The organism is Alcaligenes sp. Marseille-Q7550 (assembly GCF_965112015.1).
In genome coordinates this window covers 680,984-696,316 of record NZ_CBCOPU010000001.1, presented here as the reverse complement: position 1 = coordinate 696,316, position 15,333 = coordinate 680,984, and the positions used below count along the sequence as shown (strand labels likewise).

At 65.6% G+C, this 15,333-nt stretch carries 13 protein-coding genes and 1 pseudogene; 5 read left to right on the top strand and 9 right to left on the bottom strand.

Translation table 11 applies throughout. From position 1 onward, the window contains the following. Nucleotides 1-164: 164 nt before the first annotated feature. From ACWPWO_RS03315 to ACWPWO_RS03275, 9 genes and pseudogenes are all read right to left on the bottom strand, one after another. Nucleotides 165-1,274: a glycosyltransferase family 4 protein gene (locus tag ACWPWO_RS03315; RefSeq protein ID WP_454006257.1), complete on the bottom strand. Its 1,110-nt coding sequence runs from the start codon at nucleotides 1,272-1,274 to the stop codon at nucleotides 165-167. Between the two features lie 219 nt (nucleotides 1,275-1,493). After that, nucleotides 1,494-2,519 (bottom strand): annotated as a pseudogene (locus ACWPWO_RS03310) (glycosyltransferase); the annotation flags it as partial. After that, the gene (locus tag ACWPWO_RS03305; protein ID WP_454004383.1) at nucleotides 2,516-3,643 is read right to left on the bottom strand and encodes a glycosyltransferase family 4 protein; all 1,128 of its coding nucleotides are present in this window, start codon (nucleotides 3,641-3,643) and stop codon (nucleotides 2,516-2,518) included. The pseudogene ACWPWO_RS03310 and the gene ACWPWO_RS03305, both read right to left, overlap by 4 nt. 48 nt (nucleotides 3,644-3,691) lie before the next feature. Next, nucleotides 3,692-4,798, bottom strand: a complete 1,107-nt coding sequence (locus ACWPWO_RS03300; RefSeq protein WP_454004381.1) for a glycosyltransferase family 4 protein — start codon at nucleotides 4,796-4,798, stop codon at nucleotides 3,692-3,694. A 39-nt stretch (nucleotides 4,799-4,837) separates the two neighbouring features. Further along, the gene (gene murJ / locus ACWPWO_RS03295) at nucleotides 4,838-6,136 is read right to left on the bottom strand and encodes a murein biosynthesis integral membrane protein MurJ (RefSeq protein WP_454006255.1); all 1,299 of its coding nucleotides are present in this window, start codon (nucleotides 6,134-6,136) and stop codon (nucleotides 4,838-4,840) included. Between the two features lie 59 nt (nucleotides 6,137-6,195). After that, nucleotides 6,196-7,221 carry an SDR family oxidoreductase gene (locus tag ACWPWO_RS03290; RefSeq protein WP_454004379.1) on the bottom strand — a complete coding sequence of 342 codons (1,026 nt, stop codon included), beginning with the start codon at nucleotides 7,219-7,221 and terminating at the stop codon, nucleotides 6,196-6,198. A gap of 12 nt (nucleotides 7,222-7,233) precedes the next feature. Next, the gene (gene tviB, locus ACWPWO_RS03285) at nucleotides 7,234-8,508 is read right to left on the bottom strand and encodes a Vi polysaccharide biosynthesis UDP-N-acetylglucosamine C-6 dehydrogenase TviB (protein WP_454006253.1); all 1,275 of its coding nucleotides are present in this window, start codon (nucleotides 8,506-8,508) and stop codon (nucleotides 7,234-7,236) included. Nucleotides 8,509-8,561: 53 nt separating this feature from the next. Further along, nucleotides 8,562-9,686, bottom strand: coding sequence for an MraY family glycosyltransferase (locus ACWPWO_RS03280; protein WP_394065768.1), 1,125 nt, complete (start codon nucleotides 9,684-9,686; stop codon nucleotides 8,562-8,564). A gap of 201 nt (nucleotides 9,687-9,887) precedes the next feature. Continuing rightward, nucleotides 9,888-10,844 (bottom strand): LysR family transcriptional regulator, encoded by a 957-nt coding sequence (locus ACWPWO_RS03275; RefSeq protein WP_454004377.1) that lies wholly within the window; start codon nucleotides 10,842-10,844, stop codon nucleotides 9,888-9,890. Nucleotides 10,845-11,138: 294 nt separating this feature from the next. On the opposite strand from ACWPWO_RS03275, the gene uraD reads away from it, so the two are divergent. From uraD to ACWPWO_RS03250, 5 genes are all read left to right on the top strand, one after another. Next, nucleotides 11,139-11,666 (top strand): 2-oxo-4-hydroxy-4-carboxy-5-ureidoimidazoline decarboxylase, encoded by a 528-nt coding sequence (gene uraD / locus ACWPWO_RS03270; RefSeq protein WP_394064063.1) that lies wholly within the window; start codon nucleotides 11,139-11,141, stop codon nucleotides 11,664-11,666. A 154-nt stretch (nucleotides 11,667-11,820) separates the two neighbouring features. Further along, nucleotides 11,821-12,333, top strand: a complete 513-nt coding sequence (locus tag ACWPWO_RS03265) for an ureidoglycolate lyase (protein WP_394064061.1) — start codon at nucleotides 11,821-11,823, stop codon at nucleotides 12,331-12,333. Further along, nucleotides 12,330-13,121 carry a class II aldolase/adducin family protein gene (locus tag ACWPWO_RS03260; RefSeq protein ID WP_454004374.1) on the top strand — a complete coding sequence of 264 codons (792 nt, stop codon included), beginning with the start codon at nucleotides 12,330-12,332 and terminating at the stop codon, nucleotides 13,119-13,121. Before ACWPWO_RS03265 ends, ACWPWO_RS03260 begins: the two co-directional genes overlap by 4 nt. A gap of 31 nt (nucleotides 13,122-13,152) precedes the next feature. Then, a complete protein-coding gene (locus ACWPWO_RS03255; protein WP_394064057.1) occupies nucleotides 13,153-13,338 on the top strand; it encodes a 4-oxalocrotonate tautomerase in 186 nt (61 codons plus the stop codon). A gap of 504 nt (nucleotides 13,339-13,842) precedes the next feature. Next, the gene (locus tag ACWPWO_RS03250; RefSeq protein WP_454004372.1) at nucleotides 13,843-15,315 is read left to right on the top strand and encodes a nucleobase:cation symporter-2 family protein; all 1,473 of its coding nucleotides are present in this window, start codon (nucleotides 13,843-13,845) and stop codon (nucleotides 15,313-15,315) included. Nucleotides 15,316-15,333: the final 18 nt, after the last annotated feature.

Genomic DNA, 15,333 nt, shown 5'->3' with positions numbered 1-15,333 from the left:
CCAGCGGTTCATCCCCGCTTGCGCGGGGAACACTCTAAACACAAGCCTTTGTTTTATATAATAAAAACAAGAGAATAAAAACCTACCGAGCCAAGCGCACCTTTTTAAATGAAATCTCTCCCCCCATTGATCAGCATTTCCTGCCTATCAAATTCCAGTGATTTCTAACGACTCAATTCCTGGTACAGGTCCAGGTGCGCCTCGGTGATGCGCTGTATGTCGAAAGCCTGCTCGGCCAGACGCCGACCCTGGGCCCCCATGGCGCGCCGACGGGCGGGATCGTCCGCCAGTTCCTGCACCGCCCTGGCCAGGGCCTGGGCGTCGCGCACCGGCACCAGCAGGCCGGTGACGCCCGGCTCGATGGCGTCGCGGCAGCCGGGCACGTCCGTCGTCACCACGGCGCGTCCGCACGCGGCCGCCTCCACCAATGATTTGGGCAGCCCTTCCCGATACGATGGCAGCACCGCAATGTGCGACCGGGCATACAGCTGCGCCACGTCGCGGCGCTCGCCCAGACACTGCACCACGCCCTCCTGCCGCCAGCTCTCCCACTCCTGCTGGGTAATGCTGGCCGGATTGCCGGGGTCGGGGCTGCCGGCCAGCACCCACTGCACCTGGCTGCCCTGGCGGCTCGCCATGCGAGCGGCCTCCACGAACTCGCGCACCCCCTTGTCCACCAGCAGGCGGGCCAGCATGAAGGCCACGGGCGGGCCGTCAGGCTCGGGCTGGTCGCGGAACAGATCCAGATCCACGCCCGAACCCCTGATCATGACGCACTGCTCGCGGCGGACCACGCCGGCCTGCAGCAGCATGTCCCTGTCGTTGCCGTTCTGGAAGATGACGCGGCTGCGGCGATGCCCCAGAGCCAGGCGGTACAGTTGCACCGCCACCCAGCGTACGGGGTCGAAGCCCTTGTCGCGGCTGGTGAAGACATACCCCAGCCCCGAGATGGCGGCCAGAAAGCCGTGCACGCCCGCCAGCCGGGCCGCGATCCCGCCATACAGGACGGGCTTGATGGTCACGGCGTGCACCACGTCGGGGCGCTCGCGCCGGAACAGGCTCCACAGCGCCCGTATCGTGCGCGCTTCCTGCAGGGGATTGGTGCCGCTGCGCGTCATGGGCAGCACATGATGGGCCAGGCCGTGCTGCTCGATGATGCTGACGGCCTCGCCGTCCATGGTGGCGACATGCACCTCGTAGCCGTCCCGTTGCGCCGCCAGGGCCAGCGGCAGGCGATGCGACAGGAAAAAGGCGGGGTTGTTGACCACGATCATCAGCTTGCGCGCGTCCTTGCCGCCCGATGCCGCCGGATCTGCCGACGCCCGCGCGCGGCGGGCGCGCTTGCGCTTGGGCGGATGCTCGGCCGCCAGGGCGCGCCAGGCCTGGGTGTAGTTGTTGACCATACCTTGCAGCGAGAACAGCCGGGCCACCCGCTCGCGGGCATGTTCGTGGCGCGCCTGCCAGGAAGGCGATCCCAGTTCGTCCACGGCGCTGTTGATGGCGCCGGACAGGGCCTCCGCATGGCTGGGCGGCACGATCCAGCCTTCGTTGCCCACGATCAGGGCCGCATCGCCGACATCGGTCACCACGTTGGACACGCCTGCGGCCATGGCCTCGCACACCACATTGGGAAAGCCCTCGGCCGAGCTGGACAGCACGTGCACGTCCAGGGCGTTCATCAGGCGCGGCACATCGCTGCGCCGGCCCATCAGGATGACGGATTCATGCAGCTGATGCTGGTCCAGCAGACGCATCAGGGCTTCATTGCCGCTGTCCATGCCGTCGCCGATCAGCAGGCAGCGCAGCTCGGGATGGCGGCGCAGGCTGCGCGCCAGGGCCGCCAGCAGATTGGGATGGTCCTTGAGCGGATTCCAGCGCGCCACGCTGCCGATCACGGGCGTGTCCTGCGCCAGGCCCAACTCCCGGCGCACGTCCTCGCGCGCCTGCGGATCCGGGTGCCAGCGGCTCAGGTCATAGCCGTTGGGGATGACTTTCATGATGTCGGCGCGATAGCCCCATTGCTTGTGCCGCCGCGCGGCATTTTCCGCGCAGGACACGATGAGGTTGGGGATGGCGCGCGAGACCCGGGCGCACAGCCAGGCCACCAGGCGCGCCTTGGGGCTGCCCTGATACAGATTGGCGCCCGAATTGCGTATGCCCCAGGACACGGCCGGCAGCCCGGCGATGCGCGCCGCCGCGCCGCCGATCAGGTCCGAGTGGTACATCCAGGTCTGGACCACGTCGGGCTGAATGTCGTCCAGCAGATGCACCAGGGCGCGCAGGCCTTTCAGAAAGCGCAGGGGCGACTTCATGTGCAGGCAGTGCAGCTCGATGCCCGCTTCGCGCAGTTGCGGGCCGAACACGTCTTCATCGCCCAGCGACACCACGATATGCTCGGTATCCTGCCCCGGCGCGGTCACCAGCCGGAACAGCACGGTCTCGGCGCCGCCCTGCCCCAGGCCGGAAATGATATGCACCACTCGCAATGGCGTAGAACCCGCAGGCCGCGATGCGCTCATGCTTCTGCTCCCTCTTGCCCGCCGCTGCGTGCGGCTTTGAAAATCTCGTCCCAGGCCAGCAGGACCTGCGACAGTTGATAACGCTGGCGCACGGCCGCCGCGGCGCGCCGCCCCAGCACGCCGCGAAATACGCCGTCGCCCATGAGTTCGGACAGGGCGGCCGTCAGCGCGCCCTCGTCGCCCACCGGCACGAGCATGGCGTCGCGGCCGTCGGAGGTGATTTCGCGCGGGCCGCTGGGACAGTCCACCGTGACGGCGGGCAGGCCCATGGCCATGGCCTCCAGCAGGACATTGGGAAAGCCTTCGACTTCCGAAGTCATGACGAAGGCGTGGGCGCGCGCCATCTCGCGCCAGGGCTCGGCCGTCTTGCCGGGCAGCTGGATGCGCTCGCCCATGCCCAGCACGGCGATCTGCTGGGCCAGCGCCGCGCGCTGCGGCCCGTCGCCCCAGATCACCAGTTTCCATTCCGGATGGGCCGCCGCCAAACCGGCGAAGACGCGGATCAGCACGTCAAAGCGCTTGGACGGCACCATGCGGCCCATGGCCAGCAAGGTGCAGTGGCGGTTCTCCTCCACGCGCACTTCACGCTCCACGGCGTCCAGCGCCTGCGGCAGGGGATTGGGCACCACGGCCACCTGTTTCATGCCGGGCACCATGGCCTGGAAAGCGGCGATGCTGGCCTGGGTCTGCACCGTCGCCACCTGCGCATTGGGATACAGGCGGCGGCGCAAAGCCTGCAAGATCTTGCCGGCGCTGCTGCTGAATGCCGGATTGGTGCGCTCGCCCACCACGATGGGCACGCCCATGCCGGACAGGCCGAGCAGCACATTGACATTGACGTTGGTCAGGAACGAAACAATGACATCGGGCTGTTTCTCGCGCACCAGCTTGCGCATGGCGGCCAGCTTGGCCAAAGGCCGGGGCAGCCAACTGCCGCGCATGCGATGCGCGAGCCAGACCACCTCGACCTTGGAGTCGATTTCATAGAAGGCGGTGCCGCCCCCGCTGAAGGAGGGCGCCAGTGTCACCTGATCGCCGCGCCTGCCCCAGGCATTGGCCAGCGTCGAGGCGACGCGCTCGGCTCCGCCGGAATTCAGGGAACTGACGAAAAACAGAATTTTCACTGGGCCTCCATGGGCTCTTGGAATGGGGCAATCACGCAAAACGCCATTCTAAGACCGGCGCAGGCACTGTTCCAGCAATTGCTGCCACATGGCGAGCACGCGGGCCGAGGAGAAGCGGTCGCGCACGTCGATGGCGCGCCGCGCCAGGCGCTGGCGCTTGTCGGCATTGGCCATCAGATCGGACAGATGCGCGGCCAGGGCCTCCACGTCGGAGACGGGCCGCACCAGCACCCCGTCGATATTGGCGCGTATGATCTCGCGCGGCCCGGTGTCGCAATCATAGGCCACGGCCGTCAGGCCGCTGGCCATGGCTTCCAGCAGGCTGTTGGACAGGCCTTCCATGCGGGAGCTGAGCACATACAGATCGGACTGGCTGTACCAGTCCGCCATATTGCCGACTCGGCCGGGCATCTGTATGCGTTCCTGCAGCTCCAGCTCGGCGATGCGCGCCTCCAGCGGTTCGCGCTGCTCCCCTTCGCCCAGAATGACCAGATCCCAGGTCGGGAAATAATTGGACAGCATGGCAAAGGCTTCGATCAGGGTGTCGAAGCCCTTGACCGGATGCAGGCGCCCCACCGCCAGCAGGCGCTTGCGTCCTTCCCGCTCCGGCGCCGCCACGACGGGTTCGCCGTTGTCCATGGGCCAGCGCACGGCGTTGGGAATGACTTGGACCTGGCTGCCCGGCACATTCTCCCGCAGCCAGGCGGCGGTGCCCGCGGTCAGGGCCACCACGGCCTGCGCCTGGGGGTAGGTGCGCAGCCGCGCCTTCTGCCAGAACGTCGACAGCGACTGGGAGGGCGGATGCGTGTGCTCGGTGGCGATCACTTTGCAGGGCAAGCCCCTGGCGGCGGAGATCGCCAGCACGGACGAGGTGGTCATCATGCCCAGCACCACGGCCGGCTTGTGGCGACGCATCAGCGCGCGCAGGCGGCTCACCCGCCGCCAGTTGTTCCACAAGGCATGCAGGCGGCCGCGGCTGTTGCCCGCAGTGCCCAGTACATGGCGCTCCACGCCGGGAGCCAGCGCGTAGGCGTCCTTGTCCGTTCCCGCCTGGGTGACCAGCGACACCCGATACCCGCGCGCCGTCCAGGCGGCGCTCAAGTCCGCCGCGACGCGTTCGGCCCCTCCCCCGCCCAGCGAGTGGATGACCAGCATGACATACGGCCGGGATCCTGATTGACTATGCACGTTTTCCTATTCCTGCGAGCCGGTCGCCACGGCGCCGGCCGGCTTCAAAGCCAAGATGAAATAACACGTGAAGGAAGCGGCATACATCAGGCTGGTGGCGAGCATGATGCCCGCCGGGCCCATGCGGGCCGCCAGCACCGGATTCAAGGCCGCCTTCACCAGAAAATTGACCACGGCGATCGCCGCCATGGACTTGTAGCGGTTCTGGCTGGCCAGCAACTGGACCAGGATCAGAACCCCGAAATAAAACGGCAGTTGCACCAGCCCCCAGCGCATGACATGCGCGACGGCGGCCGTATTGTCCGGCGTGAAGGCGCCGCGCTCGTAGAGCAGCGCCACGCCCCACGGCGCGAGCGCGATGCCCGCCCCCGCGGCCGCCGCCCCGGCCAGCAGCATCAGCGCCGACCATTTCAGGGCCATCGAGCGGGCGCGATGCTGGTCGCCCCGGCTCTGGATGTCGGCCAGTACCGGCAGGGCGGCCCGGCCCACCGAGGCGGCGCCCACGCCCAGCAGCAGGGAAATGAGACGGCTGGCGTAACCCAGCGTGGCGTTGGCATTGGCGCCCAGGTTGGCTGCCGTGTATTGGTCTATGGGCCCGACAAAGCTCATGGCCACCTGTCCGACCAGCATGATGGTCGCCGCCTTGAGCAAGTTGGGCCATTGGCCCGAACGAAGCGTCGGGCTGGGCCGGGCCCAGACCTGGTCGGCGCGCGAGGCCAGCACCAGCAGCCAGACGGCCTGGATGATCAGGCCCAGCAGCGTGCCCCACAACAGGGGGCCTATGCCCGGGTCCGCGCCGGCCGCCAGCACCATCACCAGGATGACGAAGGCCGGTACGCTCTCGAGCAAGGTGTTGATGTGCCGTTCATGGGCGCGCAGCCGCGCCGCGCTCAGGCCTATCATCAAGGTCAGCACGGCGGCGGGCGCGAAGGCGAACAGCAGTTCCTGGCTCATGCGGCGGGCCTGATCGTTCAGGCCCTTGCCCGCCCACTCCAGCACCCAGGGCCAGGCGATCCAGATCAGCGCGCCCAGCACGCAGCCCAGCACCACGCACCAGGCCTTGATCTCTCCCAGGAACTGGCGCCGCTGCGCCGGTTCGAGCCGGCGCAGGCGCACCAGCACGGGGATCAGCACCACGGACATGGAGCCCACCAGGGTGAGCGGCAGCCAGTTGGCCATGACCATGGTGAACTGATAGGCGTCGACCGCATCGCTCACGCCGTAGCGGTAGGCCACGGCCATTTCCTTGAATGCGCCCGCGGCCTTGCCCAGCAGCAGAAAAAACGCCACCCGCATCGCGCCCATAGCGATGCGGCGGTGGTCGGCATGCAGGCCGGAGAGGCGTTTTTTCAGGCTGGTCCGGGTCAACTCAGGAACGCCACATACCAGGGCATGGCCGCGTCCAGACCCTGCTGGATGGTGTGACTGGGCTCGTAGCCCAACTGTTCACGGGCCTTGGAGATGTCCGCCTGCGAATGGCGCACGTCTCCGGCGCGAAAATCCGCATGCACGGGCTCGCGCGTATAGGTCACGCCGTTGGCCGCCAGCGCCGTCCGCAGGTACTGGAACAACTGGTTCAGGCTGGTGCGGGCGTTCACGGCCACATTGTAGACTTCGGCCGAGCCCGGCTTCTGGTTCAGCGCGGCCAGGATGTTCATCTGCACCACGTTCTCGATGAAGCAGAAGTCGCGGCTGGTCTCGCCGTCGCCATTGATCTGCAGGGTCTGGTCCTGGATCATGGCCGACACCCATTTGGGAATCACGGCGGCATAGGCGCCGTTGGGATCCTGGCGCTTGCCGAATACATTGAAATAGCGCAGGCCCACGCTGGAAAAGCCGTAGGCGCGGGCGAACACGTCCGCATACAGCTCGTTCACGAACTTGGTCACCGCATAAGGCGAGAGCGGCCGGCCGATGCAATCCTCGACCTTGGGCAAGCCGGGATGGTCGCCGTAGGTGGAGCTGGAGGCCGCGTAGACGAATGCCTGCACCTTGGCGTCACGGGCCGCCACCATCATGTTCAGCGCGCCGCTCACGTTGACCTCGTTGGAGGTCAGCGGATCGTCCAGCGAGCGCGGCACCGAGCCCAGCGCGGCCTGGTGCAGCACATAGTCCACGCTATCGACCGCCTGGCGGCAGACGTCCAGGTTGCGGATGTCGCCCTCGATGAAGCGAAAGCGCGCCCAGCGCTCGGGGCCGACCTGATCGCGCACCTCGTCCAGGTTGTACTGGTGGCCGGTGGCGAAATTGTCCAGGCCCACCACCTGCTGGTCGAGCATCAGCAAGGTTTCCAGCAGGTTGGAGCCGATGAAGCCGGCGCAGCCGGTGACCAGCCAGGTCCGTGGCTGGTCGCGCAACTGCTGCTTGGCCTTTTCGAATGCAGAACTCATGGCAGTATCCATTTAGAGGCGCAGGTCCGATTCTTCGCGGTCGAACACGTCCTTCAGGTCGTACAGCACATGCTCGGGCTTGCCCCACTGGCGCACGCCCTGCACGCCCAGCTCCTGGAACTGGCGATGGGCCACGGCCACCACGATGCCGTCGTAGGCGCCGGCCTGCGGATCCGCGACCGGGGTGATGCCGTATTCGTGCTCGGCTTCCTTGGGGTCGACCCAGGGATCGTAGACATCCACGTGCACGTCGTACTGCTTGAGCTCGTGCACGATGTCCACGACGCGGGTATTGCGCAGGTCCGGGCAGTTTTCCTTGAAGGTCAGGCCCAGCAGCAGCACGCGCGAACCTTGCACCTGGATGCGGCGCTTGGTCATGGCCTTGACCAGCTGGGACGCCACGTAGGCGCCCATGGAGTCGTTCAGGCGGCGGCCGGCCAGGATGATTTCAGGATGATAGCCGATGGCCTGGGCCTTGTGCGTCAGGTAGTAGGGGTCCACGCCGATGCAGTGCCCGCCCACCAGGCCGGGCCGGAAAGGCAGGAAGTTCCACTTGGTGCCGGCGGCCTGCAGCACGTCCAGCGTATCGATGCCCATGCGGTTGAAGATCAGGGCCAGCTCGTTGATCAGGGCGATGTTGACGTCGCGCTGGGTGTTCTCGATGACCTTGGCGGCTTCGGCCACGCGGATGGAGCTGGCCTTGAAGGTCCCCACCACGATGATCTCGCGGTACAGCGCATCGACCAGCTCGGCCACTTCGGGCGTGGAGCCGGAGGTCACCTTCTTGATGGTGGAGACGCGGTGCTCCTTGTCGCCCGGATTGATGCGCTCGGGGCTGTAGCCGGCGTAGAAATCCTCGTTGTAGCGCAGGCCCGAGACCTGCTCCAGCACGGGCACGCAGACCTCTTCGGTGGCGCCGGGGTACACCGTGGATTCATAGATGACGATGTCGCCGCGCTTGAGCACCTTGCCGATGGTCTCGGAGGCGCGCACCAGCGGGGTCAGGTCGGGCTGCTTGAACTGGTCGATGGGCGTGGGCACGGTCACGATGAACACATTGGCCCGGGCCAGCTCGTCGGCCTCGCAGGAATAGCTCAGCCCCTTGGCCTGCGCCAGCTCTTCGGACTCGACTTCCAGCGTGCGGTCCACGCCTTCCTTCAATTCGGCCACGCGGCGGGCATTGATGTCAAAACCGATGACGGAGCGCTTCTTGCCGAATTCAACCGCCAGAGGCAAACCGACATAACCCAGGCCGACCACGGCCAATTTCACATTCTCAAGTTGCAACTTCATTCTCCAATAGGCGGGATGCGCAAGGATTTATCACGAGGGCCGGAAATTCAGTCCCGGTCCGCCCGCCTGCGGACCGAAGGCAGCAGCAACCAGGACGGCCGCCGCCAGGAGACCAGGCGGGAATACAGCCAGATATAAACCAATGAGAAGGCCAGCATGCTGGCGCACAACGCCCAGGTATTGTCCCACCAGATCGTGGCTGGAACCAAACCGATCAAGGCGAGCACCCACAGGTAAGGCGAAGTCATGGCATTGCAGAAGGCCGGCAACGAACCGGTGCTGTCGCGGCTGAAGGTGGCGCGCACCAGGCGGCGGAACACCAGCTGGTGCAGGTGCAGCGCATCGGGCTGGTCCACGGGCACGCCGCGCTTGAAGCGGCGGCGCCAGATCGAGAACATGGTCTCGAACACCGGGTAGAACAGCACGGCCAGGGCATAGAACGGCGATACGCTGGGATTGCGCACCACCAGCTGGACGGCCAGCTCGGCCAGCATGAATCCCAGGAAATAGGCGCCGCCGTCGCCCAGGAACACGCGTCCGAACGGGAAGTTCCACACCAGGAAGCCCAGCGTGGCCGAGGCCAGCGAGGCGGCGATCAGAAAGATGGGGTAGTCCTGCACCTGCAGCGCCACCAGGGCCAGGGACAGGGCCATGAGGGTGGCGATCATGCCGGCCAGGCCGTTCATGCCGTCGATGATGTTCAGCGCGTGCGTGCAGCCGCCCACCGCGATCATGGTGAACAGCAGGGAGATGGGCCAGAAGCCCAGCACCCAGTCAGCCCAGCTCACGCCCACGCGAGACACCCCGCCCAGCAGCCACCAGGCGATGGCCGCGGACAGGAACGCCGCCAGCAGGCGCTTGAGCGAACCCACGTCCTTGGTGATGTCCTCCACCAGGCCGGCCACGAACACGGGCATGGCCGCCAGGAACAGGACGGGCCACAGCCAGGTCAGCGTCATGTTGCTGGGGCCCAGCACCAGCAGGCCGGCCAGACTGCCCGCCACCACGGCCAGGCCGCCGACGCGGGGAGTGGGGCGGGAATGGGAGGCCTGGGGCTTGCTGAGGTCGCTGTCGCCGGTCAGCCTGCCGTGCCAGCGCTCGGAGGCCACGATGAGCCCGCCGACCATGAAGGCCACGACGCAGATATACAACCAGGTAAACGATTCCCCCATCTGAGGTAAGGACACTGCGGGACACCCTGAACGTTAGGACTGCATTATTATCAACCTGCCGCTAAGCTTCTGTCCGTGACCAGTCGCTTTAAATGCAACAAAATCTGTGCAAATCAGCACGATCGGAACTGCGGCCCCCATGAAATCGGCAGCCCGCTAATTTGCCCGAGCGCGCTGCCGAAGTCAGGCGTTGTACGAGGCTTAGGGATTGGCCTGCACCAGTTCTTCGGTGGGGGTCAGCTCGTTGCCGCACTCGGTCAGCAGGCGGCGCAGCCAACGGTGACTGGGCGAGTGCCGGTTGCGCTCGTGCCAGAGCTGGTAGAAGCGCATGGGCGGGAACTCCACCGGCGCCTCCAGGATCGCCAGCGGCAGCAGCTTGCAGTAGCACTCCGCGAAGTGGCGCGCGGTGGTGAACACCAGGTCGGTGTTCTGCAGCAGGTAGGGCGCCGCCGAAAAGGACTGCACGATCACGCTCTCGTCGCGCTGGATGCGCAGCGCGGACAGCGTGGTGTCGATGACGCCGCGCTGGTTGATCGAATACGGCATGGGCACGACGTGGCGGGCGCGCAGATAGTCGTCCATGGTCAGGCCCTTGCGGGCCAGCGGATGCGTGGCCGCCACCAGGCAGACGATCTGGTCCTCCAGCAGCACCGACAGGTGCATGCGATCCGGCGGCTCGGGCCAGTTGCCGATGACCACGTCCAGGTCGCCCTCGGCCAGGGAGCGTTCGAAGTCGAAATTGGCGTCCAGCGCGTGCAGGTTCAGCCGCGCCTCGGGCGCTTCGCGGCGCATGCGCTCGACCACGCTGCCGATGAACATGGGCGCCAGGTAGTCCGGCGCGCCGATGTGGAGTTCGCTGCGGCTGACCTGCGGAGCGAAATTGCCCGGCGCATTGACCATGCAGTCGATCTCGGCCAGGGCGCCCTTGGCATGCGCCAGCAGGGCGATCGCCCGCTCGGTGGGCACCATGCCGCCCTTTTCCCGCACCAGCAGCGGGTCGCCGATGATGTCGCGCAAACGCCGCAGCGCCGCGCTGATGGCGGGCTGCGACTGGTTCATCTTGAACGCGGTCCGTGAAACGCTGCGTTCGGTCACTAGCAAGCAAAATACCCTCAACAGGTAGGTATCGAGCGGGTTATCCCCACGCCGGGCGGCCATCAAGGTCTCTCCTTCTCACGAGTTTTCCTGCCACGATATTGGCACATGCGCGGAATACGTCATGGCATATATCATTTATAAGTCTAATTCTATTTTATTTATGATCAGAAATCTTAAACTGGTCGCACATAAAAAGACCATAGGCTGGAGACCCTCCTATATAAGCGCCCCGGAACCGCAAGCTCGGCCCCTTCCGCTCCATCACCACCGATACGTTGCAGACGGCCCTTTCCATGCACTTGCCCGCGGACGTTTTCGCTAGCTATAAATACTCCTAGAAAATCGGACTGAACCATGACCCAAACCCTTACTCCCGACACCGCCCTGGCCGAACTGTCCAGCCTGGATCAGGCCCAGTTTGTGAACAAGCTGGAAGGCATCTTCGAACACTCTCCCTGGGTGGCAGAGCGCACCTGGAGCAAGCGCCCCTTCCACAGCGTGGACGAGCTGCACGCCACCATGGTGGACGTCATGAACAGCGCCTCGTACGAAGAAAAGAAGAACCTGATCTGCGCCCACCCCGAGCTGGCCGGCAAGGAAGCCGAAGAAGGCACCCTGACCACCGCCTCCACGGGCGAGCAGCGCGGCGCCGGCCTGGATCAGTGCTCGGCCGAGGAACTGGCCCGCCTGCGCGGCCTGAACGCCAGCTACCGCGACCGCTTCGGCTTTCCGTTCGTGATCGCCGTCAAGGGCTTGACGCGTTACCAAATCATGGACACAGTGGATGCTCGCCTGAACAACGACGTCGACACCGAATTCCAGGCCTGCCTGCGCGAAATCGGCAAGATCGCCCGTTTCCGCCTGGACGCCCTGTTTGCTTGACGGCGGCGCGATCAGCGCCTGAACGGCAGAGCCCACGCACAAGCGGGACCGCAAGCAGGCAACTGCCACGCTGCGGTCCCGTTTTTCATTTCCTCAACCCGGCCCGGCGCAGCGCGGCTCCCGAACCCTGCTCCGGCCATTACCAGGACACGCCATGACCATCACCCTGAAACTGGAAACCCTCACCGCCGACGCCTTCGCTCCCTTTGGCGACGTCATCGAGGCCTCCGACGCCGTGAACCACTTCACCATCAATGAAGGCAATACCGAGCGCTACCACGACCTGGCCAACATCGACCCAGGCGCCGACGGCCGCGCCATCGTGTCCATCTTCCGCGGCCAGCCTCGCAGCCTGCCGTTCAAGGTCGAAATGATGGAACGCCACCCCAAGGGCAGCCAGGCCTTCATTCCCCAGTCGGGCCAGCCTTACCTGGTGATCGTGGCGCCCGCCGGCGACGCGCCCAAGGCCGCCGACCTGCGTCTGTTCCTGGCGCGCGGCGACCAGGGCGTCAACTATGCCACCGGCGTCTGGCACCACCCCCTGATGGCCCTGAACCAGGTGGCCGACTTCATCGTGATCGACCGCAAGGGTCCCGGCGACAACTGCGACGTCATCCAGCTCGAAGAGCACGCCGTCATCGCCGAACTGGAAACGGCCCAGGCATGAGCGAGTCCTGTCCGATCACTCCGGACATCCAGGCGATCTACGCCGGACGTCCGGACGGCGTGGATCAGGCCGAATGGCGCGCCCGGGTCAATCTGGCCGCATGCTACCGCCTGGCGGCCCGGCAAGGCTGGGACGACATCATCTACACGCACATCTCGCTGCGCCTGCCGGGCCGCGACGACGTCTTTCTCATCAACCCCTTCGGCCTGCGCTTTGACGAGATCCGCGCCTCCAACCTGCTGCTGATCGACACGCAAGGACGAGTGGCGGACGGCACCGACCGCAAGGCCAACCCCAGCGGCTTCGCCATCCATGGCGCGGTGCACCGCGCCCGCGAAGACGCGCACTGCGTCATCCACCTGCACACCGACGCCACCATCGCGGTCTCGGCGCTGCAATGCGGGCTGCTGCCCCTGTCCCAGCACGCCATGCGCTTCTGGAACGACATCGCCTACCACGACTACGCCGGCCTGGCCTTCCCGGCGCAGGAGCAGGAGCTCCTGGTTCAGGAACTGGGCCGGCATCCCGCCATGCTGCTGCGCAACCATGGCGGCCTGACCTGCGGGCGCACCGTGGCCGAAGCCTACATCCTCATGGATACGCTGGAGCGCGCCTGCCGCATCCAACTGTCGGCCATGGCCGCAAGCACGGATCTGCACATGCCTCCGCGCGACATCCTGGATCTGACGCATCGCCAGCTATTGCCCGGCTCCCAGCCCGAAGGCTTGCTAGAATGGCCTGCCCTGCTGCGCAAGCTGCACCAGTCCGAACCGGACTTCTGCCTGTAGCAGCCCATTCCAATCCCAATACGGAGCAACCATGCCTACCATCAACGTACAACTGTTCGAGGGCCGTCCCGTGGAAACCAAGCGCGCCCTGGCCGAAGCGCTGACCAACGAAGCCTGCCGCGTGCTGGGCTGCGGCCCCGAGGCCGTGGACGTGGTCTTCACCGACGTCAAGCGCGAAAACTGGGCGACCGCCGGCGTGCTGTGGTCGGATAAATAAGCCGTTCCGCGCGCCTTCGCCAAGCGGCCCTGCGGGCCGCTTTTTTCATGCCCGCATCTTCAGGCGCGCAATGCGGATCGGCCCTGGCCATACCTTGAAATTTCAACTAGCATAGTTTCTTTGAGCTTGCTAGGTGGGCAATACCCCTATACTCCTGAAACCAGCGTGAAATATGACAAATTGATGTCAAAACCGTTACCTCAGGCCCCGTTTCAAGGGGCTTATCTGAAAACGGCACCTGACAGTTCAACGCTATAAGCATTTGCATATTCCACTTATCAAGCAGCACCTTCTTCCAGTGATATCCCCCATCCGATACCTTTATGCGTGCGCTGCCAGACATCGCCGCGCAAGCAGGCAATGGTCGTGCCGCATCGCCAGACTGGCCGGTGCCCCTCGATCACCTACCCACACCCGCCTGACCGACGCCGTCGTGCCGCACCCTCACCCGAGTCTTGCTGCGTCACCCTGGACGTCAACAACGTATCACTAAGGAGACCCCTGATGTCTGCGAACCCTCAAGTTAGCCAGCCCGACGATTGCGGCGGCGTGGACGAACGCCTGCCCATGGGCAGACTGGCGACCCTTGGTCTTCAACACGTAATGGTGATGTACGCCGGCGCGGTGGCCGTGCCCCTGATCATCGGCGAAGCCCTGGGCCTGACCAAAGACCAGATCGCCCTGCTGATCAACGCCGACCTGCTGTGCTGTGGCCTGATCACCATCATCCAGGCTCGCGGCGCCGGCATCTTCGGCATCCGCCTGCCCGTGATGATGGGCGTGTCCTTCGCCGCGGTCAGCCCCATGATCGCCATCGGCCTGGATCCCAACCTGGGACTGACCGGCATCTTCGGCGCCACCATCCTGGCCGGCCTCTTCAGCATCCTGATCGCCCCGGTCTTCAGCCGCCTGATGGGCCTGTTCCCGCCCGTGGTCACCGGCATCATCATCACCGTCATCGGCGTAACCCTGATGCGCGTGGGCCTGAACTGGGTCGGCGGCGGCCAGCCCACCATCCTGGACCCCGCCACCGGAATGCGCATCGCCAACCCCGAATATGGCTCGCTGGAGAACCTGGCCATCGCCATGATCGTGCTGGCCGTCATCCTGGCGATCACCAAGTTCGCTCGGGGCTTCCTGGCCAACGTGGCCGTGCTGATCGGCCTGCTGGTCGGCTTCTTCATCTCCCTGGCGATGGGCCGCATCAGCTTCGCCGGCCTGGAGCAGACCAGCTGGTTCGCCGTGGTCACGCCCTTCGAGTTCGGCGTGCCCACCTTCAGCTGGGGCCTGCTGGGCGCCGCCGCCGTGCTGTCGCTGATCATGGTGGTGATCATGGTCGAATCGCTGGGCATGTTCCTGGCCCTGGGTTCGATCTGCGGCCGCCCGCCAAGCCGCGAGGACCTGGTGCGCGGCCTGCGCACGGACGGCCTGGGCACCCTGGTCGGCGGCATCATGAACACCTTCCCGCACAGCTCCTTCTCGCAGAACGTGGGCCTGGTCAGCGTGACCGGCGTGCGCAGCCGCTGGGTCTGCGTCATGGGCGGCGTGGTGCTGATGATCCTGGGCCTGTTCCCCAAGATGGCCTTCGTGGTCGCCTCCATCCCCAACTACGTCCTGGGCGGCGCCGGCATCGTGATGTTCGGCATGGTGGCCGCCACCGGCATCAAGATCCTGATGTCGGCCAACCTGAACCGCAACCGCTACAACCCCTACATCATTGCCATCAGCCTGGGCTTCGGCATGATCCCCCTGGTTGCCGAGCACCTGCTGGACAAGATGCCCGCCGCCCTGGCCCCCCTGCTGCACAGCGGCATCCTGCTGGCCGCCGTATCCGCCATCGTACTGAACCTGTTCTTCAACGGTATCGAAAAATTCGCCAGCCACAGCCACGAAGTGGAATCCACCTCGGCTGAAGCCAGGAAACAGGAGAACGTCCAATCCGCCCAGGACAATCAGCAGCTGGCTTCCCAGCACTGACGCAACGGGCCTCAAGGC